This is a genomic window from Comamonas suwonensis, from assembly GCF_012844455.2.
Lineage (GTDB): Bacteria > Pseudomonadota > Gammaproteobacteria > Burkholderiales > Burkholderiaceae_C > Comamonas > Comamonas suwonensis.
Genome location: NZ_JABBCQ020000006.1, coordinates 109,830 through 130,811, shown reverse-complemented (window position 1 = coordinate 130,811; position 20,982 = coordinate 109,830). Strand labels below are relative to the sequence as shown.

The 20,982-nt window shown below is 62.8% G+C and carries 15 protein-coding genes; 7 read left to right on the top strand and 8 right to left on the bottom strand.

Annotated features, from left to right (window positions below; translation table 11 throughout):
* The first annotated feature begins 921 nt into the window (after positions 1-921).
* From recC to recD, 3 genes are read left to right on the top strand one after another with little or no spacing between them, the layout of a single operon-like run.
* The gene (gene recC / locus HF327_RS08720; protein WP_169107877.1) at positions 922-4,485 is read left to right on the top strand and encodes an exodeoxyribonuclease V subunit gamma; all 3,564 of its coding nucleotides are present in this window, start codon (positions 922-924) and stop codon (positions 4,483-4,485) included.
* On the top strand, positions 4,482-8,267 hold the full coding sequence (gene recB / locus HF327_RS08715) for an exodeoxyribonuclease V subunit beta (RefSeq protein ID WP_169107876.1): 3,786 nt from the start codon (positions 4,482-4,484) through the stop codon (positions 8,265-8,267). The genes recC and recB overlap by 4 nt, the downstream gene beginning before the upstream one ends.
* Positions 8,264-10,360, top strand: a complete 2,097-nt coding sequence (gene recD, locus HF327_RS08710; protein ID WP_169107875.1) for an exodeoxyribonuclease V subunit alpha — start codon at positions 8,264-8,266, stop codon at positions 10,358-10,360. Before recB ends, recD begins: the two co-directional genes overlap by 4 nt.
* 40 nt (positions 10,361-10,400) lie before the next feature.
* On the opposite strand, the gene HF327_RS08705 is transcribed toward recD, so the two are convergent.
* From HF327_RS08705 to HF327_RS08695, 3 genes are read right to left on the bottom strand one after another with little or no spacing between them, the layout of a single operon-like run.
* Complete coding sequence (locus HF327_RS08705; protein WP_169107874.1) at positions 10,401-10,634, bottom strand: ATP-binding protein; 234 nt, start codon at positions 10,632-10,634, stop codon at positions 10,401-10,403.
* 42 nt (positions 10,635-10,676) lie between these two features.
* Entirely contained in the window at positions 10,677-11,090 is a 414-nt protein-coding gene (locus HF327_RS08700; protein WP_169107873.1) for a VOC family protein, read from the bottom strand.
* Between the two features lie 43 nt (positions 11,091-11,133).
* Positions 11,134-11,793 carry a glutathione S-transferase gene (locus HF327_RS08695; protein ID WP_169107872.1) on the bottom strand — a complete coding sequence of 220 codons (660 nt, stop codon included), beginning with the start codon at positions 11,791-11,793 and terminating at the stop codon, positions 11,134-11,136.
* A gap of 102 nt (positions 11,794-11,895) precedes the next feature.
* Here HF327_RS08695 and HF327_RS08690 point away from each other — a divergent pair, with 102 nt between their 5' ends.
* The 4 genes from HF327_RS08690 (at position 11,896) to HF327_RS08675 (ending at position 15,258) form a co-directional block, all read left to right on the top strand.
* Positions 11,896-12,300 (top strand): hypothetical protein, encoded by a 405-nt coding sequence (locus tag HF327_RS08690; RefSeq protein ID WP_236024105.1) that lies wholly within the window; start codon positions 11,896-11,898, stop codon positions 12,298-12,300.
* Between the two features lie 51 nt (positions 12,301-12,351).
* Positions 12,352-12,861: a copper chaperone PCu(A)C gene (locus HF327_RS08685; RefSeq protein WP_169107871.1), complete on the top strand. Its 510-nt coding sequence runs from the start codon at positions 12,352-12,354 to the stop codon at positions 12,859-12,861.
* 125 nt (positions 12,862-12,986) lie between these two features.
* Positions 12,987-13,919, top strand: coding sequence for a PhaM family polyhydroxyalkanoate granule multifunctional regulatory protein (locus HF327_RS08680; RefSeq protein WP_169107870.1), 933 nt, complete (start codon positions 12,987-12,989; stop codon positions 13,917-13,919).
* 70 nt (positions 13,920-13,989) lie between these two features.
* Positions 13,990-15,258, top strand: a complete 1,269-nt coding sequence (locus tag HF327_RS08675; RefSeq protein ID WP_169107869.1) for an FIST signal transduction protein — start codon at positions 13,990-13,992, stop codon at positions 15,256-15,258.
* A gap of 221 nt (positions 15,259-15,479) precedes the next feature.
* Here HF327_RS08675 and HF327_RS08670 read toward each other — a convergent pair whose 3' ends face one another.
* The 5 genes from HF327_RS08670 to HF327_RS08650 all read right to left on the bottom strand — a co-directional run bounded on the left by HF327_RS08670 (position 15,480) and on the right by HF327_RS08650 (position 20,883).
* A complete protein-coding gene (locus HF327_RS08670; RefSeq protein ID WP_169107868.1) occupies positions 15,480-16,646 on the bottom strand; it encodes a CMD domain-containing protein in 1,167 nt (388 codons plus the stop codon).
* Positions 16,647-16,660: 14 nt separating this feature from the next.
* Entirely contained in the window at positions 16,661-18,124 is a 1,464-nt protein-coding gene (locus tag HF327_RS08665) for an NAD(P)-binding domain-containing protein (RefSeq protein WP_169107867.1), read from the bottom strand.
* Between the two features lie 201 nt (positions 18,125-18,325).
* Positions 18,326-19,342: a Bug family tripartite tricarboxylate transporter substrate binding protein gene (locus HF327_RS08660; protein ID WP_169107866.1), complete on the bottom strand. Its 1,017-nt coding sequence runs from the start codon at positions 19,340-19,342 to the stop codon at positions 18,326-18,328.
* Between the two features lie 198 nt (positions 19,343-19,540).
* Positions 19,541-19,945: a YXWGXW repeat-containing protein gene (locus HF327_RS08655; protein WP_169107865.1), complete on the bottom strand. Its 405-nt coding sequence runs from the start codon at positions 19,943-19,945 to the stop codon at positions 19,541-19,543.
* A gap of 206 nt (positions 19,946-20,151) precedes the next feature.
* Positions 20,152-20,883: a helix-turn-helix domain-containing protein gene (locus tag HF327_RS08650; protein ID WP_169107864.1), complete on the bottom strand. Its 732-nt coding sequence runs from the start codon at positions 20,881-20,883 to the stop codon at positions 20,152-20,154.
* Positions 20,884-20,982 lie beyond the last annotated feature (99 nt).

Genomic DNA, 20,982 nt, shown 5'->3' with positions numbered 1-20,982 from the left:
TGGCATATATCCGGATTAAAGCGAACGTGCCAAAGTCCACGTGGCGTTATGCAATGACTGCCGTCTGGGTTGGCTTATTTCGCTGAGCTCGTTGAGGATGGCCACATGAAGTTGACTTGGCATCAAGTGTGCGAGGTCTCACCTGTCTCGAGTCGCATGACGAGGTTCATCGTGGTGTTCTCCAGGCCACGCATGTCTTATTCGCTTTGACTTTTGCTGAAAATTTGTTTCAGTCTCGAGCATCTGGCGATAGTCACATTCGCGTGGCAGTTTGCGTGGAAATCAACACTCGAGGGGAAATGACGCTTATGCCAAGAAGAATGCTTGCGGTGTTCTTCCGGAGGTTTTTTGATGCTCAAATCGGTCAGGTGAGTGATGTGTGCGAGCAAGCACTTATCTAGTAATAGAAAAAGGATATGTGACCGGAAAATGTCCGGTTTTTGGCTGGGAGACGAGGTTGTTTTCCTGTTCCAAATGGGTGCCAATTGCTCGTGTGGGGTGAACTCTTTTGCGGCCTTGGGTTGTGACTCTTGTATGTCTTCCATGACACTTGGCAGATAGATGTCTGGTCTGAATCCTTCCCCCCTGGGGTTCAAAAAATTGAAAATCCTTGTGTCGGCGGTTCGATTCCGTCCCGGGCCACCAAATTTAAAGCCCCAGATCAGCAATGGTCTGGGGCTTTTCTCATGGCGAGTGCACTTGTTCTCGATCAATCGCTAACGCGCTTCGAGTACGAGAATATTCAAAAATCAGAGCACTTATCGCGGACGAGTAGGCATATTTTGAAAATATTTGCTCTGTACTCAAGAGCTGAAAAGCGCGAGCAGCTTTTCTTTTGATAGCGAATCAGTGACTGCACCCCGTCAGTCTTCAGCCGTTAAGCTTGCAGCTTCATCGGCACAGACAAGCACAGGAGCGTGTGTGGCAGCACAGCAGCAATCAATAGCGCCGCAATCGGCAAGTCACTGGCAGCCGGGCCTGATCGCCTTGCACGGCAACCAGACCGAGGCGCTGGCTGAAACGGTCATGGCTTGGCTGGCCGCCCACCCTCTGCAGGCGCTCGAGCCCGAAATCGTGCTGGTACAAAGTAACGGCATGGCCGAGTGGTTCAAGATGCGCATGGCCGAAGAGCAGGGCGTGTGCGCAGCTGCGCAGGTGGAGCTGCCCGCGCGTTTTGTGTGGCGCAGCTACCGGCAGATTCTGGGCAAGCACGAGGTGCCCCGCGAATCGCCGCTGGACAAGACGCCCATGATCTGGCGGTTGATGCGACTGCTGCCCCTGTGTCTGGAAGAGGCTGAATTCACCCCCATCGCCAATTTTCTGCGCCCTGGTGAGCCGCAGCGCTTGCTGCAGCTGGCCGAAAAGCTGGCCGACTTGTTCGACCAGTATCAGATTTACCGCGCTGACTGGTTGGCCGCCTGGGAGCGAGGGGATAACGTACTGTGCACCCCCGGCCGCCCTGATGTGCCGGTGCCAGAAGGCCAGTTGTGGCAGCCTTCGCTGTGGCGCAAGGTGCTGGCTGAGCTGAATGACACCGAGCGCGCAGCCACCCGCCCCGCCTTGTTGGCGCGCATTCTGGGCGCACTGCAAAGCGGCCAGCCGCCGGTGACGCCGCTGGCGCGCCGCGTGGTGGTGTTTGGCATGAGCCAGATGCCGCTGTCGCTGATGCAATTTTTGAGTGGCATTGCCCAGCACAGTCAGGTGCTGATTGCCGTGCCCAACCCCTGCCGCTTTCACTGGGCCGATGCCATTGACGGTCGTGAGCTGCTGCGCCAGCAGCGCCGACGCCATGCCAACAAAGGTGGGCGGGACCTGGCGCAGATTTCGCTCGAAGCCATGCACGCCCATGCCCACCCGCTGCTGGCCGCCTGGGGCCGCCAGAGTCGCGATTACGTGCGCCAGCTGGATGCCTTCGACACCACCAGCGATACCGCTGTGCAATGGAACTGGCCGCGCGTGGATGTGTATGACGAGGCCGATGCCAACGATCTGGCCGACGCGCCGCTGCTGGTGCAGGTGCAGCAGCGCATTCGCGACCTGGTGCCCATGGCTGAACATCCGCCATGGGCGATTCCGGCGGACGACCAGTCCATCGTCTTCCACCAGACCCATGGCTTGGTGCGTGAGCTGGAAGTGCTGCACGACCAGTTGCTGCACTGGCTGGCCCAGCCAGTCATGCAGGACCAGACCGCGCTGGCGCCGCGCGATGTCGTGGTGATGCTGCCCTCCATTGAAGAGGCCGCACCCGCCATCCGTGCTGTGTTTGGCCAGTACGGCCGTCATGATGCGCGTCATATCCCGTTCGACATTGCCGACGTGGGCGCGCGCGCCAGCAGCCCGCTGGTGACGGCGCTGCAATGGCTGCTGAAGCTGCCGCAGCAGCGCTGCCGCTTGAGCGAGCTGTGCGACCTGCTGGATGTGCCCGCCGTGGCGGCGCGTGTAGGGCTGGATGCCCGTGATTTGCCCCAGCTCACGCACTGGATGGCGGGTGCGGGCATTCGCTGGGGGCTCAACCATGGTCAACGTGCGCAGCTGGGTCTAGCCGCTTGTGGCGACCCGAACAGCGCCTGGTTTGGCCTGCGCCGCATGCTGCTGGGCTACGCCAGCGGCCCGGCGGTGGGCGTCGACGGCGAGGTCGGTGTACAGACCTTTGCGGGCATGGAGCCGTACGACGAAGTGGGTGGCCTGACGGCCGATTTGGCGGGTTCACTGGCCAGTCTGCTGGCGCGCATGCTGCAGTGGTGGCAAGTAGCGGGCGTTGCTGCGGTACCGGATGTGTGGGCACAGCGCTTTCGTGCGCTGCTGGACGATTTCTTTGTGGCTCAGACCGATGAAGACCAGGCGCTGGTGTCCGCACTGGATGCTGCTTTGGTCAGCTGGCAGACCGCCTGCGAGCAAGCCGGGTTTGATGCAGCTATTCCGCTGGAAGTGGCGCAAGAAGCCTGGCTGCAAGCGCTGTCCGAGCCAGCGCTCAACCAGCGTTTCCGTGCCGGGGGGGTGACCTTTTGCACGCTGATGCCCATGCGCGCCATTCCGTTTGAGGTGGTTTGCTTGCTGGGCATGAACGACGGGGACTACCCGCGCCGTGCCACACGTGTGGACTTTGACCTGATGGCGCAACCGGGCCAGCAGCGCCCCGGCGACCGCGCGCGCCGAGACGATGACCGTCAACTGATGCTGGATGCGCTGCTCTCCGCGCGTCGCAGGCTCTACATCAGCTGGGCTGGCCGCCATGTGCGCGACAACAGCGTGCAGCCACCTTCGGTGCTGGTCTCGCAGCTGCGTGACTATCTGGCGCAAGGCTGGCAGGGGGAGGGTGGTGGCAGCTTGCTTGATCAGCGCACGCAGCAGCACCCGCTTCAGCCTTTCAGCCGCCGTTATTTCGAACAGGCCTCGGGCCTTTCGACCTTCGCCCGTGAATGGTATGGGGCCTACGCGCAGAGCGAAGCGCAGGCCGTGCCCGTCGTACCGGCGTTCGAGCCCGACCCCGACGTCCCGCTGACACTGGCGCGCCTGACCGACTTTTTGCGCAACCCCGCCCGCAGCTTTTTGCGCAATCGCCTGCTGGTGCGCTTTGAACAAGAGGACGAGTTAGTGGAAGACGACGAGTTGTTCAGCGTCGATGGACTGACGGCATATGCCTTGATTCAGCAACTGCAGCAAGGCGTGCGCACGCAGCTGGCCCAAAGCATGCAGGTCGATGTGAGCGCGCAAGTGCACAGCCAGGTGCAGCGCCTGGCCCGCGCTGGCGCGCTGCCGTTGGCGGGGCTGGGTGTGCGTGAGGCCGAGGCCTTGCAGGCGCAGACCACGCCATCGCTGCTGGGCTGGCAGCAACAGATGCAACGGTGGCCACAGGCTGCACCGCGCCAGCGTTTGCGGATGGAGCTAGGCGGGCTTTTGCTGGATGACTGGATTGATGGCCTGCAGGAGCGGGGCGAGTCTGCGGGAGACGGCCAGTGCGACAGCTTTGCCCGCTGCTGGCTGGCGCTGGAGCCACGCACTTTGCTCAACCGCAAGGGGGAGTTGCAGGCCGCCAAGCTGCTGCCCGTGTATGTGCGCAGTCTGGCTCTGTCCGCTACCGGCCAAGACACGCTGATGGGGGTGGTGGCACGTGACACCATTGTCTGGGTGCAGCCGCTGGAGGCCGAAGAGGCCCGCACCCGCTTGCTGGCGCTGATGGCCTTGTGGCTGGAGGGGCAGAGCGCCCCGCTGCCACTGCCTTTGAAAAGCGCGATGGCGGCAGGCAAGGATGACTTGCTGGCTGCCATGCAAGCCTATGAAGGCGGCTATATGGTGGCGGGTGAACGCGAAGACCCCAGCTGGGCGCGCTGCTACCCGGGATGGGAAGCGCTGATGGCAGATTTGCGCTTTCATGGGCTGGCCAAGGCGGTCTATGGCCCGCTGCATGACTGGCTGGCCAGCCAGGTGCACACCGAGACCTTGCCTGCCTTCACTACGAACGAACACGCAGGAGAGCAGGCATGAGCGCCCATCCATCGAGCGGCCATGTGCTGCAGCCGTTGCATTTCCCACTCTGGGGATCGCGCCTGATCGAGGCGAGTGCGGGCACAGGCAAGACCTGGACCATTGCCGCGCTCTACCTGAGGCTGGTGTTGGGCCACGGCGATGCAGAAGGCTTTACCCGACCGCTGATGCCCCCCGATATTCTGGTCATGACCTTCACCCGTGCGGCTACGCGTGAGCTGTCAGACCGTATTCGCGCCCGTTTGATTGAGGCCGTGCAGTGTTTTCGTGGCGAGGCTGAACCGGCTGCGCACGATACCTTTTTGCGTGACCTACGCGATGCTTACCCCGAAGGCAATGCGCGCAACACTGCCGCATGGCGGCTCGATATGGCTGCGCAGTGCATGGATGATGCTGCCATCCACACCATTGACGCCTGGTGCCAGCGCATGCTGCGCGAACATGCTTTTGACAGCGGCAACCTGTTTGATGAAGCGCTGGAGGCCGATGAAAGCCAGCGCCAGACCGAGGCCGCACAGGACTACTGGCGCCAGCAGTGCTACCCACTGTCTGGCGAAGTGCTGGAAGCTGCGCTGAACGTATGGCCCGACGTGCATGCGCTGGTCAAAGACATGCAGGCGCTGCTGCGCGAAACCGTACCGGCTGCGGCAGGTGCCGGATCGCTGGCCGATTGCATTGCGCAGGCGCAAGCAGTGCGGATCCAGACGTTGCAAGGCTTAGCCGATGGCTGGGTGGGCAAGGCCGAGCGACTGCTGCACTGGGTGGAAGGCGAGCTGGATGGCCGCGGCGCGCTATGGGACAAGCGCAAGCTGCAGGCGCGCTACTACACAGACTGGTTCGCCCGCATTACTGCGTGGGCACAAGACCCGCTGAACCAGCTGCTGGAGCTGAGCGATTCCGCCCGCAAGCGCCTGTGCCCCGAAGGCATGGCCGAGGCCTTCAAGGGCTCGACCATGGACTTGCTGCTGCCCACCGAATTTGCGGAGCTGGCGCAGTTGCTGCAAGCACTGGATGCCTTGCCTGCCCCTGGCGTGGCGCTGCGCCTGCATGCCGCTGTCCATGTGCAGCAGCGCCTGCTGTGGCTCAAGCGCCAGGCCGGTACTTTTGGCTTTGCCGACATGCTGCAGCGGCTGGACGCCGCGCTGGCAGGCGACAACGGCCCCGCCCTGCGCGCCAGCATCCTGGCCCAGTATCCGGTGGCATTGATTGACGAGTTTCAAGATACCTCGCCGCTGCAATACCGCTTGTTTGACCAGATTTATCAAACGGCATACAACAGCCCGGAAAGTGCCTTGCTGTTGATTGGCGACCCCAAGCAATCCATCTACGGCTTTCGCGGTGCGGACATTTATAGCTACCTGCAGGCCCGCACGGCGACCGAGGGCCGCCACTATGTGCTGGACACCAACTTCCGCTCGACACAGGCGCTGGTCGATGCCGTCAACCAGTGGTTTGTGCAGGCCGAAACGCGGGATGGAGAAGGCGCCTTCATGTTCCGCGCAGGAGCATCGAGTCCGCTGCCGTTTGACCCAGTCAAAGCCAATGGTCGCCGTGAAATACTGGTGCAAGGCAGCCAGCCCATGGCCGCGCTGACGGTGGCGTGGGACGAAGGCGCCGATGAACCCAGAGCACCACTCAGCAACGACGACATCCGCCGCCGTGGGGCGGAGTTTTGCGCCAGCCAGATCGTGCAGTGGCTGATGGACGAAGGCACAGGCTTTGCAGAAGACGGTAAGCCGCTGCAGCCCATGCGCCCGGCCGATATCGCCGTGCTGGTGCGCACCGGCAAAGAAGCTGCCGCCGTGCGCCGCGCACTGGCCAGACGCAATGTGGCATCGGTCTATCTGTCCGACCAGGACTCGGTGTTTGCCAGCGACGAAGCGCAGGACTTGCTGCTGTGGTTGCGCGCTGTGGCCACGCCGCTGGATGGGCTGGCCGCACGCGCTGGTTTGGCGACACAGATGATGGGCTTGTCGTTTGACGAACTGGCCTGGCTGGCCAGCGACGATGAGGCCTTTGATGCGCGCAGCGAGCAGTTGAAAGAGCTGCACAGCCTCTGGTTGCGGCTGGGCGTGCTGGCTATGTTGCGCCAGACGCTGTACCGCTTTGAATTGCCCGCGCGCTGGCTGGTTGACATGGGGGGCGAGCGTCGCCTGACCAACTACCTGCACCTGGCCGAACTGCTGCAAAGCGCCAGCGCCCAGCTGGAGGGCGAGCAGGCGCTGATCCGCTGGCTGGCCACGCAGATCGAAACGCCGGGGGCGACGGGCGATGCGCAAATTGTGCGGCTCGAATCGGACGCCGATCTGGTCAAGGTCGTCACCGTGCACAAGAGCAAGGGGCTGGAATATCCGGTGGTTTGCCTGCCGTTCGGGGGCAGCTTTCGACCGGTGGACGGCAAGGCGGCTTACCTGTCGCTGCCCGTGCTGGTGGACGGCGCGCCGGCGCGTGAGCTGGTGCTGGATTACAGCGATGCGCAGCTGGAGCAGGCCGACAAGGAGCGTCTGCGCGAAGACCTGCGCCTGCTGTACGTGGCATTGACCCGCCCGCGCCATGCGTTGTGGATGGGGCTGGCTCCGATGAAGCGCGGTAGCAGCAAGAGTTGTGTGAATGAACAGGGTGCAGCGGGCTACCTGCTTGCGGGTGGCGCTTCACAATCCGTAGCAGGCTGGCGCGCCAGCGTGCAGCAGTTGAGCGACAACTGCCCGCACATTGCGGTGATCGATCTGCCAGCTGATCTGCCCGTTCCCACCCGCTATGTGCCAGCGCGCGCATTGCCTGCCTTGATCGATGCCCCCTTGTACAACGCGCAGTTTGACCGCCGCTGGGGCATCGGCAGTTTCTCGTCGCTGACCCGCGCCATGGCCGCGCCCAGCTTGCCGGTGCTGCCTGTGGCCGCACAAAACCCGGCCGAAGATGAGCGCGCCTTGCAGGCCGACAGCGCAGGCGACGGCGTGCTGGATTTGAGCGCCATCACCGCCATGCCCTTGGCTGCGGGTGCACGCAGCGATGCAGCCGTGTGGCACCGTTTTATGCGTGGCCCCGTGGTGGGGAATTTTCTGCATGACCAGATGGAATGGCTGGCGGGCGAAGACTTTGCACTGCAAGCCGAGGAGGACCCCGAGGCCAGCGAACCCTTGGCCGCGCGCCTGCTGCGCCGCTGTGAACGCGCAGGTCGCAAAGAGCAGGCGGCAGACACCTTGCAGTGGCTGCGCGCTGCGGTGCACCAGCCGCTGGCACCGATTGACGTATCGCTGGCTCAGCTGGGGCAGGGCGAAGCCTTGCTGCCCGAGATGGAATTCTGGCTGCCTGCGCAGCGCCTGTCGGCCCAGCGCATCGATGCCCTGTGCCGCCAGCACATCTTGCCGGGCCAGCCTCGCCCTTCTCTGCCCGAGCGTGAGCTGCACGGCATGCTGATGGGCTTTGCCGACCTGGTTTTCAGCCACGGTGGGCGCTACTGGGTGCTGGATTACAAAACCAACCATCTGGGCACGGAAGCGGCGGCCTATACGCCCGACGCACTGGCCCACGCCATGCTGGAGCATCGTTACGACGTGCAGGCCGCACTCTACCTGCTGGCGCTGCACCGCCTGCTGCAAAGCCGTTTGGGTGATTGCTACGACCCCGCCCAGCAGCTGGGCGGCGCGCTCTACTATTTCATGCGTGGGCTGGATGGCGACGCCGCCGGCATGCATGTGCTGGCACCGCCGCTGGCGCTGCTCGATGGCTTGAACGCGTTGCTCAGTGACGAGACCCTACACCCCGAGGAGGTGCAGCCATGAAGGGCCGCCGCAAAGCCGATCTGCAAACGCTGGACCTGTTTGCCACCGCCGCATCAACGGCCGCCACCGAAGACGGCGACACGATCACCCTGACGACCGCCGACCTGCTGGCAGCGCTGGAGCGCCTGGCCGATGCCGGCTTGCTGCGCCGGCTGGACAGCGCCCTGGCCGCCTTTGTGGCCGAGCAAGATGCAGACGCCGAACCTGCGCTGCTGATCGCCACTGCCGTGCTGGCGCAGATGGAAGGGCGGGGCCACAGCTGCCTGCCGCTGCAGGCGCTGGCGCACAATCCCAATGAAATCCTGGGCTGGCCCAAAGATGCTATGCCTGTGCAGCTATCACTGTGGGAGCAGATGCCTTCCAGACTGGGGGATTGGTTGCAGGCCCTGCGTCGCAGCCCGGTGGTGCGCGTGGTGACGCCGGGCGAACCGTCCGAGGATCAAGGCCAGCCTCTGGTGCTGCTCGATGGTGCTGCGCCGCTGCTTTATATGCGCCGCTACTGGGACTACGAGCGCCATGTGGCAGCGCACATCGCCCAGCGCACGGCAACAGCTGGCACCGACGTGAACGAGCCACTGGTGCGCAACTGGTTGAACCGTCTTTTTCACGCTTCTGCTGACGGGGTGGACTGGCAAAAGCTGGCCTGCGCGCTGGCGCTGCGCGGGCGGCTGTCCGTCATCACCGGCGGGCCGGGCACGGGAAAAACTTATACCGCCGCCCGCTTGCTGGCGCTGCTGTTTGCTACCGCCCCGGATGCGGGTCAGCTGCGCGTGGCGCTGGCCGCGCCCACGGGAAAGGCGGCGGCGCGGCTCAAGCAATCCATCGACAGCTCGCTGCTGGAGCTGAAGGGCGCGGTGGGCCAAGACCTGGATCTGGAAGCACTGGTCAAACGCATGGGCGCGGCACGCACGCTGCACTCTTTGCTGGGGGCGCGGCCCGATACGCGGCGCTTTGCCCACCATGCGGGCAACCCGCTGGATGTGGACGTGCTCATCGTCGATGAGGCATCCATGATTCATCTCGAAATGATGGCCGCGCTGCTGCAAGCCCTGCCGTCCACGGCGCGGTTGATTCTGCTGGGAGACAAAGACCAGCTCGCCTCGGTCGAGGCCGGTGCCGTGCTGGGTGACCTGTGCCGCGATGCGCAGCAAGGCCACTACACCGCCGACACGCTGGCATATGCCGAACGCGTAGCGGGCCAAGTCCTGCCCGATTCATTCAAGGCGCGTGCAGCGGCGCTGCCGCTGGCCCAGCACACCGTCATGCTGCGTGAAAGCCGGCGCTTTGGCGGCCCCATCGGCCAGCTGGCACTGGCCGTGAATGCGGGCGATGCCCCCGGTGCGTCGGCGTTGCTGAATGCGCAAACCCAATCGGGTCTGAACGCCGAGCTATGGGCGCGCGAAGGCGGCGCGGTGGAGGCGGTGGTGCGCAGCGCCGTGCAAGGCCGTGGCAACACTGCCAGCTATGCGCTGTATACCGAAGTGCTGGCACAGGGCCGGGGCCAGCGCTTTGCTGCGGAAGTGGAACACCAGAATTGGGTAAAGGCGGTGCTAACCGCCTTTGACCGCTATCGCCTGCTGTGCGCCGTGCGCGAGGGTGACTGGGGCGTGGCCGGCCTGAACCGCGCCATAGAGGCGCAATTGGATCAACGCGGTGCCATTCGCAAAGATGGCGAGTGGTACATGGGACGGCCGGTGATGGTGACGCGCAACGACGCCCAGCTGGGCGTGTTCAACGGCGATATCGGCATGGCCCTGCCCAGCTTTGCCGACCCGGCGCGGCTGCGCGTGTACTTTTTGCAGGGCGAGCAGCTGCACCACGTCAGCACCGCACGCCTAGCGCATGTGGAAACCGCGTTTGCGCTGACGGTGCACAAAAGCCAGGGTTCGGAGTTTGAACACACGGCGCTGGTGCTGTCCAGGCAAGGCGGTAGCGTGCTCAGCCGCGAGCTGGTCTACACCGGCATCACACGGGCGCGCAAGGCGTTTTCGCTATGGTCCGAAGTGCCGGGCTTGCTGGGCTCGGCCATGGGCAGCCCTACGCAGCGCAGCAGCGGTTTGCTGGGGTTTTTGGAGGGCACTGCGTCTCATTGATGCGAGGACAGAATCAGCTTCCGTTCGCATTTTCTGCCCGCTACAGCTTGATGATTTTCACCATCTGAATGGCATCAAACGGGCAGCGCACGGCACACAGCGCGCAACCTGTGCAGCCCGGCGCATCGTGCAGAGTGGAGCGCTTGGGGCCGAAGCCGGTAGGCGTTTGAGTCTGCAGCGACAGCACATGCGGTGGGCATACGCCGATGCACCAGCCGCAACCCGTGCAGCGCTGCGGATCAATGTCTGGAAGTGCCTTGCGGGGAGCGGCCATGGGTTTCAGCGCTTGCGTGAGGGTTTGTGCTTGCGCATGACCTCAGTGCTCGTACACCGCTTCCCAGTTTGCAAAGCCCTTGACCTCAATCGGATTGCCGCTGGGGTCGGTAAAGAACATGGTCCATTGCTCGCCGGGCTCACCCTCAAAGCGAACCTGTGGCGCCAGAATGAACTCGGTGTTGGCGGCCTTCAGGCGCTCGGCCAGTGCCAGCCAGTCGGGCTTGAGCAGAATCACGCCCAGGTGGGGCATGGGCACCATGTGGTTGCCGACCTTGCCGGTGTTGGCCACGGCGAAGGGCTGGCCCAGGTGCAGGGAGATCTGGTGACCGAAGAAGTCGAAGTCGACCCAGGTGTCGGTGCTGCGGCCTTCGCGGCAGCCGAGGATGCCGCCGTAGAAGCGGCGGGCCTCGTCCAGGTCGGTGACGTGATAGGCGAGATGAAACAGGCTTTGCATAGTGCTTGCAAGCGTAGCATTGCCTGCTTCAGATTCTCGGCAATCAGCGTGCCGATTGGGCCTTGACGCGCTCCATCAGCTCGACCGTGTTGGCTTTGCGGTCGGCGTTGATTTTTTGCACCGTGGGGCGTTCGCTCATGCGGGCCAGGTAGTCGGCGACAGGCAGCTCGGCCAGCAGGTCGGTGCCGCCCATGATTTTGCTGGCGTTGCTAATGAGGGGCAGGTGAACGATGGCGCTGCAGTCGGCAATGCTGAAGGTGTCGCCAGCGATAAAGGGCGTATCAAAGCGGGCCAGCTGGGCAAAGCCGGCAATGTTTTTTTTCAGCTGTTCCAGTGTTTTGTCGCGCGTGCCATCGCTGATCTTGCCGCCGAAGAAGGCCTGGGGGTAGAGGTTGCGGGCGACCAGCTCCAGGTGCAGGTTCAGGTACACGCACAGCTCGCGCACCTTGGCAGCGGCAAAGGGGTCTGCGGGTATCAGCGGCACGTTGGAGGACAGTGTCTCCACATACTCAATGATGGCCTCGGATTCGCTGATGGCTCCATGCTGGGTGCGCAGATAGGGCACCTTCCCCAGCGGCGATTCAGCGGGGTTGGTCTTGCCCAGCCAGGCCAGCTCTTCGGCAAAGGGAATCTGCTTTTCCATCAAGGCCAGCTTGACTTTGTTGTAGTAGTTGCTGGCCGAAAAGCCGCAGAGAGTCAGCATGCTTGTCTCCTGAAATAGGTAGTTGGAACCCCCATGGTAGAGGCAAGTGCCGCCAGACTTGCGTCACCAAGCGGATACCGGTGCGGCTTCTACAATCGCTGCATGCATTGGCGCACCTTCCATCATCCGCAGAACGCTGCGGTGCCGCTCACCCGCTGGGTGCTGGCGGCCTGGTTGTGCGTGCTGCTGACTAGCGTGGCGGCACCGTTTGCCAGAGCCACGCCGCCAGCGGGCTGGGAGGCGCTATGCAGCGCCACAGGTTCCACGCATTGGGTGCCCAGCCCTGCCAGCGACGAGGCATCGGCCTTGCCGCATGGCCTCGATTGCGCGCTGTGCCTGCCGTTGCTGGCCCCGCCGCCTGCGCGCCAGCAGCGTCTGAGCTGGGGCGGAGCGATCCTGGCTGCGCCCCAGTGGGCGTCCGTCGTCAGCCGGGTCTTGGTCCGCCTTTTGCCACCTGTGCGTGCACCGCCGTTTGAAACTCTCAAAACCATAGCTGCAAGTGCTTGATTGATAAGCGCTACAGCCTGATTTGTCTTGAATTTGAATGGAGAAGATTTCATGAATATGCGTCGTTTTACCGTGCTGGCTCTGGGTTCGTTGATGGTTTCCGGGGCGGCTCTTGCCCATGCCGATGCCGCTCATGTGAAGGCTGACAACGTCTGGGCGCGCGCCAGCGTGCAGGGGCAGCAGGCTTCGGGTGTTTTCATGCGCCTGACGGCTCAAGAGCCGCTCAAGCTGGTGGGCGTGGAAACGTCTGCTGCCGCCGTGGCCGAGGTGCATGAGATGAAGATGGACGGCGATGTGATGCGCATGCGCGCCATTGAGGCCCTGGAATTGCCCAAGGGCGTGGCGGTGGACCTCAAGCCTGGCGGCTATCACCTGATGCTGCAGCAGCTGAAGGCACCGCTGGTCAAAGATACGCAAGTGCCCATCACGCTGGTGTTCAAAGATGCCAAGGGCGCTGTCTCGCGCCTGAGCCTGCAGGTGCCGGTGCGCATGGCCGCACCCTCCGGTGCCGCGGGTGCCGGCGGGCATTCGCACGCGGGGCATGGCGACCATCAGCATTGATGTCTGGACTGGGGAGCGGCCTGCTCCTTTGTTTGCAGCAAACAGTGCTTGTGCAGTAAGCTAGTCCCGTATCCAGAGCGGTCTGGATACGGAGACTGGTACCCATCCCTGCAGTGGAGAGCACTATGAGCGGCGACGCATCGGCATTTGGTTTTGGCAAATTCATTCCGGGCTTTGATTTTCTGCAGGGGCTGGCGCAAAGCGCTGGCACTGCATCCAGTCCCATGGGCCGCGTGCCGCAATGGGTGGCTCCTACCGTGAGCGTGGAAGAGGTGGATAAACGCATTGCCGAGCTGAAAGCCGTGCAGTTCTGGCTGGAGCAAAACGGGCGTGCTCTCAATGCCACCATTCAGGCGCTGGAAGTACAGCGCATGACGCTTTCAACCCTGAAGGACATGAACGTCAGCATGAGCGAGCTGGCCAAGTCTTTTCCCTTCCCGGGCGCGGCGGCGGCTGACGCTGCGAAGGCCGCCAGTGCAAGCAGCCATGGCGGCTGGCCCATGTGGGGCGGTAGTGCCAAGGCGGAGCCTGAACCTGAGCCCGCCCCCAAGGTTGAGCCGCAGCCCGAACCTGAACCTCAGGCCGCATCGCAAAATGAACAAAAGGCACAGGCCGCTGATGAGCCCGCCAGTGGCCAGACTGAAAAAGCCTCTCAGGCGGCAATGGGTCAGGCCATGCAATGGTGGGGGGCGCTGACGCAGCAGTTTCAGCAGATTGCCGCCAAGGCCATGGCCGAGCCTGTGCCGCCACAGACCATAGCTGCCGCACAGCGCGCGACCGAGGCAGCCAGCGGCTTTGCCAAGACCGCCATGGAAAAGGTCATGGCGCAGGCCAGCCAGTTTGGCGCGGGCGCTGCAACAGCTTCAGCTGGTGGCGCAGAGGCTACCGCCAAGCCTGATGCGGCAGCGGCGAAAAAGCCTACACCCAAGAGCGCAGCGCGTAAAACAACGGCTGCAACCTCTGCGACTAAAAAGACCGCCACCAAAACCGCCGCATCCAAGAGCCCTGCAGCCAAAAAACCGGCAGCAAAAGCCTCTGCATCACCGCGTAAGTCTTGACCCGTTAAAGGCCAAGAGGGGTGAAAATCGTGGTGCCAGCGCATCCACGCCAGCAAGGACAGGAGGGCTTATGTCATTGTTTCCCGTCGGTCATGCCAGTGACCCGAACTGGCGCTCTGCCGTAGAGCAAGTCGTGCAGCAGCTGCGTGGCCAGTTGCTGCGCCTGTCGCCGCAGCAAAAGCAGCAGCCCTACCGTCTGGGGTTGGCGTATGTTTCGCAAAAACTGGCACCCCACGCCCAGCAGTTGCTGGCGCTGCTGGCACGCGAGTTGCCGCAGGTCACGGACTGGGCGGGCGGCTCGGGCCATGCGGTGCTGGCCATGGAGCATGAATACAACGAGGACTCATCGCTGGCTGTCATGCTGCTGGATGTACCTGCCGCGCATTACCGCGTTTACTCCGGCGTTGCGCCGCTGGCCATGCTGGGTGCAGAGGCGGGGTTTGAGGCGCATTCGGCGCTGGTGCATTCCAGCATCGACCAGACCGATCTGGCCGAGCTGCTGCTGGAGCTGTCTGAGCGCACGACCTCTGGCAATCTGTTTGGCGCATTGGGTGCAGAGGATGGTGTGCAGTTCGCCTGCCGCGCCGAAGACCTGCCGCGCCTGCGCGCAGAAGCGGCGGCAGGCGTCTTTCATGCAGGCTTCTCTGGCGTGGCTTTTGATAGCGATGTGGGCTGTTTTTCGCGGATTGCGCAGGGCTGCGCGCCACTGGGTGCCGGAATCGAGATTACAGAAGCCAGGGGCCCGATGCTGCTAGAGCTGGAGGGCGAGCCCGCTCTGCCGCGCTTGCTGCAATTGCTGGATGTGGAAGCTCGCTCCAGCGCTGGCGGGGGCTGGCAAGCGGCGTTGTCTGAGCTGCGCAAGACATTGGCCGCTATTGCCCCCCTGGGGCGAGGGCTGGAGCGCGGCGCGCTGACCGATGAGGCGCAGGTGTTGCATATCGTGGGGCTCGACCCAGTGCGCCAGGGGGTGGCGCTGTCTGCATCCATAGAGCCGGATAACACGGTGATCTTCTGCCAGCGCCAGCGCCATGCAGCACGCCACGAACTGATGCAGATGGGGGCGGCCCTGAAAGATGCGCTGCAACCCGATTTTGCTGATGCAGGCCCCGAATCCGTGAACGAGCAGCAAGCGCCGCTGCACATACGCGGCGCGATTTACATGAGCAGCAAAGGCCGGGGCAGCGAGTTGTTTGGTAGTGACGATGCCGAGCTGAAGCTGCTGCGCCACGCACTAGGCCCTGTGCCCCTGATCGGCCTGGTGACAGAGGCGCAGCTGATGGACGCACGCGTGCATCAGCTGGCGGGAGTGCTCACGGTATTTACCGGAAAGCAGCTCTGAATTTAATAGCTTCTAGCGCTCGATTTCAGAGAGCTTCAGCGCATATTTGCCATCAATCCAAGGATTTAAAAGCGCTAGCAGCTATCAAAAAAGAAAAGCCACGCCAGAAACTGGCATGGCCCGAAAGCAGAGATGCCGTGCAAGAGCCGCCTCGCGGCGATGGCATCATCCCCCCTAACGTAGCGTACGGCGCGTAGAGAGAGGGGAAGCGGCAAAGCCGCTCAGGGGGAGACGTAAATCTCTACGCCCAGGTTCAGCATCAAGCGGTTGGCCCAGCCAAACAGTGCTGCCGAGTGCAGCATGTCCAGGATCTCCAGATCGCTCAGACCGGCATCGCGCAGCGGCTGCACGTTCTGCACGCCAAAGCTGCCGGGTGCACGGGTTAGCACCAGTGACGACTGAATGATGGCGCGCTCGCGGGCGTTGGTGCCGGCGGTGTCGGGGTCGTCAAACATCTGGGCCATCACATCATTGCGCTTGGCCAGCTGCTCAAAGCGCTGGGCGTGGACAGATGCGCAATACACGCAGCCGTTGGAGCGCGACACGGCAGTGGCCGCCACTTCGCGCTCGGCGCGGGACAGGCCGCCGGGTGCATACATGATGGCATTGAAGGCCTGTGAGCGTTCCAGCAGCACCTGTGGCTGGCGGGCCAGCAGCAGGTAAAAGTCCATGGTCTTGGCCTTGGGGTGGCTGACCTCCAGCACATGCTGCTGTTCGGGCGTGGCGGTGTCGGGGCTCAGCACTTCCAGCCAGGCCTTCCAGTCCAGCGTTTCGCTGGTAAAGCCGTTGCGGCGCAGCGGCTCGCCGGGGGGCGGCAGATTGGCAGGGTGCACAAAGGGCGCTGTGGCTGCGGGTTCGGCTGCAGGGGCATAGTCCACGCCACCCATGTCGCTCATGGCCTTGACGCCGACCAGCAGACGGGCCTGATATGCCACAAAGCCAATCAGCTGGGCCAGCAACACGGTGTCGTTGAGTGACAAGCCTGCCGTAGGAATGGCCAGCAGCGCGGCCTGATCGCTCTTAGCGGGGTTCAGGGCCAGCGTGCGCACAAAGTGCAGCATGGCATCCATGCGGGCGTTGCCGGTTTGGGCGTCGGGCTGCTCAAGAATGGTGCGCAGCTCGGGGGTGATGGCATCGCTCAGTGCCTCGGCACGGGCGCGATAGTCGGCCTCCAGCGCGGCCACGCCGCTGACGCGGGCCTGCTCTGCAGCCAGCACCAGACGCTCGGCCTGGGTCAGCGCGCTGTCCAGCTGACTGCCCAGCAGCAGGTCTTCGCAGGCCTGCGTGGCCAGAGCCACTTTTTCGCGTTCGTGGCGGGTGGTGAAGCTGGGGTCGCCTTGGGCAAGGCCAGCCAGACGGTCGATCGTGTCTGTGGTGGTGTCTGTCATGTGCGGTCTCTTACTTATTGTTGAAGTTGGCGAATGCGTGCCGCGCTGTCGGCGGCAGTCCATTCGGTGCCATCCAGCTCAGGCTCTGCATAGGCTTGCAGCTTGGCAAAGTGCTGCTCAATATCGTCGCGGTAGATGACGGAGGCTAAACCCTGGGCCAGCTTGCGCGCCCCATCGCTGATGGCGGGAATATCGCCAGACACCGTGCCGTGGGAGAGCGCAGCGGGGTAGCAGAAGCAGTGAATGTGGTCGAGACCGGGCAGCTCGCCCTGAAACTCGAACAGCGCACCCAGATCGGGTGAGGCCGACAGCTCGGCGTCCTCATCCCCTGCTTCGGGGGTGAAGCGGCTATTCCACAGCTTGACATGCGGGGCGATGTCGGAGAACTCGGGACGCAGCTTCCAGTCCACGGCAAAGCCGGTGGAGATGATGAGAAAGTCCAGCACAAACACGCCGCTGTTGGTCTGCACATGCAGCTTGCTGCCCAATTGCTCAACGCCTTGCACGGCTGTGCCCAAGTTGAAGAAGGCATTGCTGTGGCGCGATACGCGCAGTGTGCTGCCATGGGGCGGCGGCACTTGCTGAGCATTGATGTAATGGCGAATGCGCCATTTCCACGCGTCGGGCAGCAGGTACTGGCCGTGGGTCAGGCCGGGCACGCCCGAGCCTTTGGACTTGTTGATCTGCGGCAGCTGGCTGCGGCGAATCAGCATGTCAACGCTGGTGGCACCGCTCTCAAGCGCCGTCGCAGCACTGTCCATGGCCGATGCACCGGCACCCACCACGCCCACATGCTTGCCGGCCAGCGTGGCGTAGTCCATCTCGTCGGATGAGTGCGCCCACAGTTTTTTGTCCACACCCTGCATAAAGGCGGGAATGCTGGCACCGCCCAGACCATCACGGCCTGTGGCCAGCACCAGGCGACGGGCCTGCCAGGTGGCGACGACGTTGTTGGCCTTGACATCGACTTCCACCACGCCATCGGCTTGCGGGCGCACGGCGACGACTTCGTGGCCGTTGCGTACATCGGCATTCGTCACGCGGCGGTACCAGCGCAGGTAGTCCATCCATTGCAGGCGGGGAATTTTGTCCAGCGCCGTCCATGCATCCCTGCCGAACTGGGCGATGAACCATGCTCGGAAGGACAGCGATGGAACGCCCATGGCCGGGCCGGTCAGCTCCTTGGGTGAGCGCAGCGTTTCCATGCGCGCCGTGGTGGCCCAGGGGCCTTCAAAGTCCAGCGGGGATTGGTCCAGCAGCACCGGCTTGATGCCGACTTGCTGCAGCGCCATGCTGAGAGCCAGCCCGGCTTGCCCTGCGCCAATGACGATCACGTCATGCACGGGGCGGTCATTGCGGGTGGCGGGAGAAATCCAGGCCTTGGCAGGCCAGCCCAGCGTGATTAGATCATCGCGCAGGCGTTCTTCCAGCGCTGCAAGTCCCGCAGCGGAGGCCGCCGTAGAAGGTGAAATTGACATAGCTAAAACCCAAAAGCGCCTGCGGCTTGGGGCGGCAGGCGCATCAAAACAATCCTAAGAACTTAACACTGAAGTGCACAACCTCTGAAGCTGGCGCGGCCCCAATCAGGAACAGCGAGCAAGAGCCGTCTCGCAGCGAGGCGGTCGCCCCCCCTCCCGGCGAAAGAGGCGGAAGGCGCAAAGCGCCTCAGGGGTGTTCACTCAATCAATCGTTATTTTGGCGTCCTTCACCACCTTGGCCCACTTGATGCGGTCGTCGTGCACAGTCTTTTTGAACTGCTCGGGCGATTCCTCGCGAATGGTGTTGCCCTGAGAGACAAAGCGCTCGCGCACTTCGGGCTGGTTCAAAACGTCATTGACAGCGGTGTTGATCTTTTTGATGATGACCGGATCGGTGCCCTTGGGAGCGAAGATGCCGAACCAGATGGAGCTGTTAAAGCCCTTGGTGCCGGGAAGACCGCTGGCGGCAATGGTGGGCACTTCCTTGACGGCTTCCACGGGCTTGGCCGTGGTCACGCCCAGCAGGCGCACCTTGCCAGCCTTGTAGTGGCTCAGAACGGTCTGCACCTGATTCATGATGCAGCAGGTCTCGCCGCGCAGCACAGAGGTGATGGCTTCGGGGCCGCCCTTGTAGGGCACGTGCACCATGTTCAGGCCCAGACGGGAGTTGAACTCGGCAAACGCCATGTGCGTGCCTGCGCCGTTACCTGTGGAGGCGTAGTTGTACTTTCCGGGGTTGGCCTTGATCTCGTCAACAAACTCTTTGAGGTTCTTGACGTTGATGACATTGGGATTGATGGTCAGCACATTGGCCACATCCACCAGCGGTGCGACGGGCACAAAGTCGGTTTCCACATCAAAGGGCAGCTTTTTGTAAAGCGATGCATTGCTGCCGTGGGTGGCTGCGGTGCCGAAGTAGATGGTGTAGCCATCTGGCTTGGCGCGGGCCACGTACTCACTGCCGATATTGCCGGCCGCGCCGGTCTTGTAGTCAATGATGATGGGCTGGCCCAGCAGCTTGCCCAGCGGCTCTTGTGCCACGCGGCCGATCACGTCCACACCCGAGCCGGCGTTAAAGCCCATGATCATGGTGATGGGCTGGTGCGGATAGTTTGCTGCGCCGTGGTCTGCCGCTTGGCTGACCAGAGGAATCAGGGCGCATGCGGCAGCGGTTGCAAGAACGCGGGAAGCAGTAAAAGAGCGAGGCAGCAAGCGCATGGTGATTGATGACCAGATGAACGATGGAATGCGCTCATTGTGAATGTTGTTTAATGCCTCGCTTTTATATGCTTATGCGGCATGAAGCCTGTGTGGGTAAATGAAAAAAAGCCTGCACCAAGGCGGTACAGGCCTGAAATCCGCTGACACCAGATGACTCGAATCCAGGGGCGTCAGCAGAGGAGGGGTAGAGGCAATTTAGCGGCGGTGAGGATTGTTGGGATTGCGGTCGTGGCGGTTGGGCACGCCGTCGCCATCACGATCCCAGCGGCTGCCTTGGTAATCCCAGCGGTTGCCGTGATGCTTCCAGGTGGGTTGACGGTACACATAGCCGGGGCGCGACTGGACCCAGTGGCCTGCACGCCATACATGGCGGTGGCCGCGCGGTTCCCAGTAACCGGGAGCCCAGACATGACCACGGCGGGGTGCGGGAACGGCTTCATAGCGGGGAGCGGGCGGTGCATTGAATTGCACGGTGACATAAGAGCCCTGGCTGGCTGGAGCCCAGTGAGGGCTTTGGGCCTGAGCCGTGCCAACCAGACCCAGCAGGGCCATTGCGCCTGCGCCGACGATGGTTTGAACAGTGGTGCGAATTGACAGCATGCTTGCCTCCTTCATGGGTAGTTGGGGTGCCGGTTCAGGCATCCCTTGGTCTCAATGATGGAAGGCCAGCGTCAACCGCCGGTTGCCGCTTTGCGAAGTCTTGCAATCTTGTGTGTCTGCTCGGTGAAGTTTGTATGTAATTGGCCTTAAGCGCTTTGTTTGTAAGCGCTGGTAGCTATGAATTCAGTAGTTCTTGCGCCCGCGGCTTAACGGCGCAGCGTGGCAAAGGCGGGCAGCTCCCATTTGCGCATCCCCAGCACCAGCGTGTAGCCGTCCAGCTTGTTGGGTCCAAGGCGCTGGTCTTGCAGATGCTGCTGAGAGAAGTCCTGGCCGATGCGCTGTATGCGTTCCACAAAGGCGGGGGCGTTGCCGGGGGTGATGGAGCCGTGCACCAGAAGCATGGTTTCGTCCTCGCCCGCAAACGTGCCGCCAAAGTAATCGAGCACGGCGTTCTCGCGGAAGAAGTCCATTACCGGGCCATTGGTCTGCCAGCGGAAGGTCTTGGCCAGGCGCAGCTTGTAGCGGTTGCCGGGGCGCAGCTCGATGATGCCGATGCGGTCCAATTGCGCCAGGTAGCCAATGCCTTCGGGTTCGCTGATGCGGTAGGTGGCGACGATTTGCTCCAACGTCCACTGGCTGAGTACGCAGATGGCGGTAAGCAGCAGCTTGCGGTCAGCCACTACGGCAATCTCCTGCTCGCGCGTGATCTGCTGCAGCAGCGGGCGGCTGTCGGCCACGCTGCGCGCCAGATCGGCAAAGTCCAGATGCAGGGCACGGCAAATTTCATCAATCCGCGACAGCGGCATATCGCCCTTGGCCAGCATGCGCTTGACGCTGGACTCCGCCATATCGATGGCCTTGGCCAGGTCGGCATAGGTCATCTGGGCGGCCTTGAGTTCCTTCTTGATGGCGGTAACGAGGTCGGCAGTCGTGCTCATGGTATCGATTGGTTGTACTGCTGGTGCAGCGATGTAGGGCAAGTGTAGAAGATTGATGCCGGTTGAGTGGCGAATTTTCATACTGCGTGGCAGTCAACA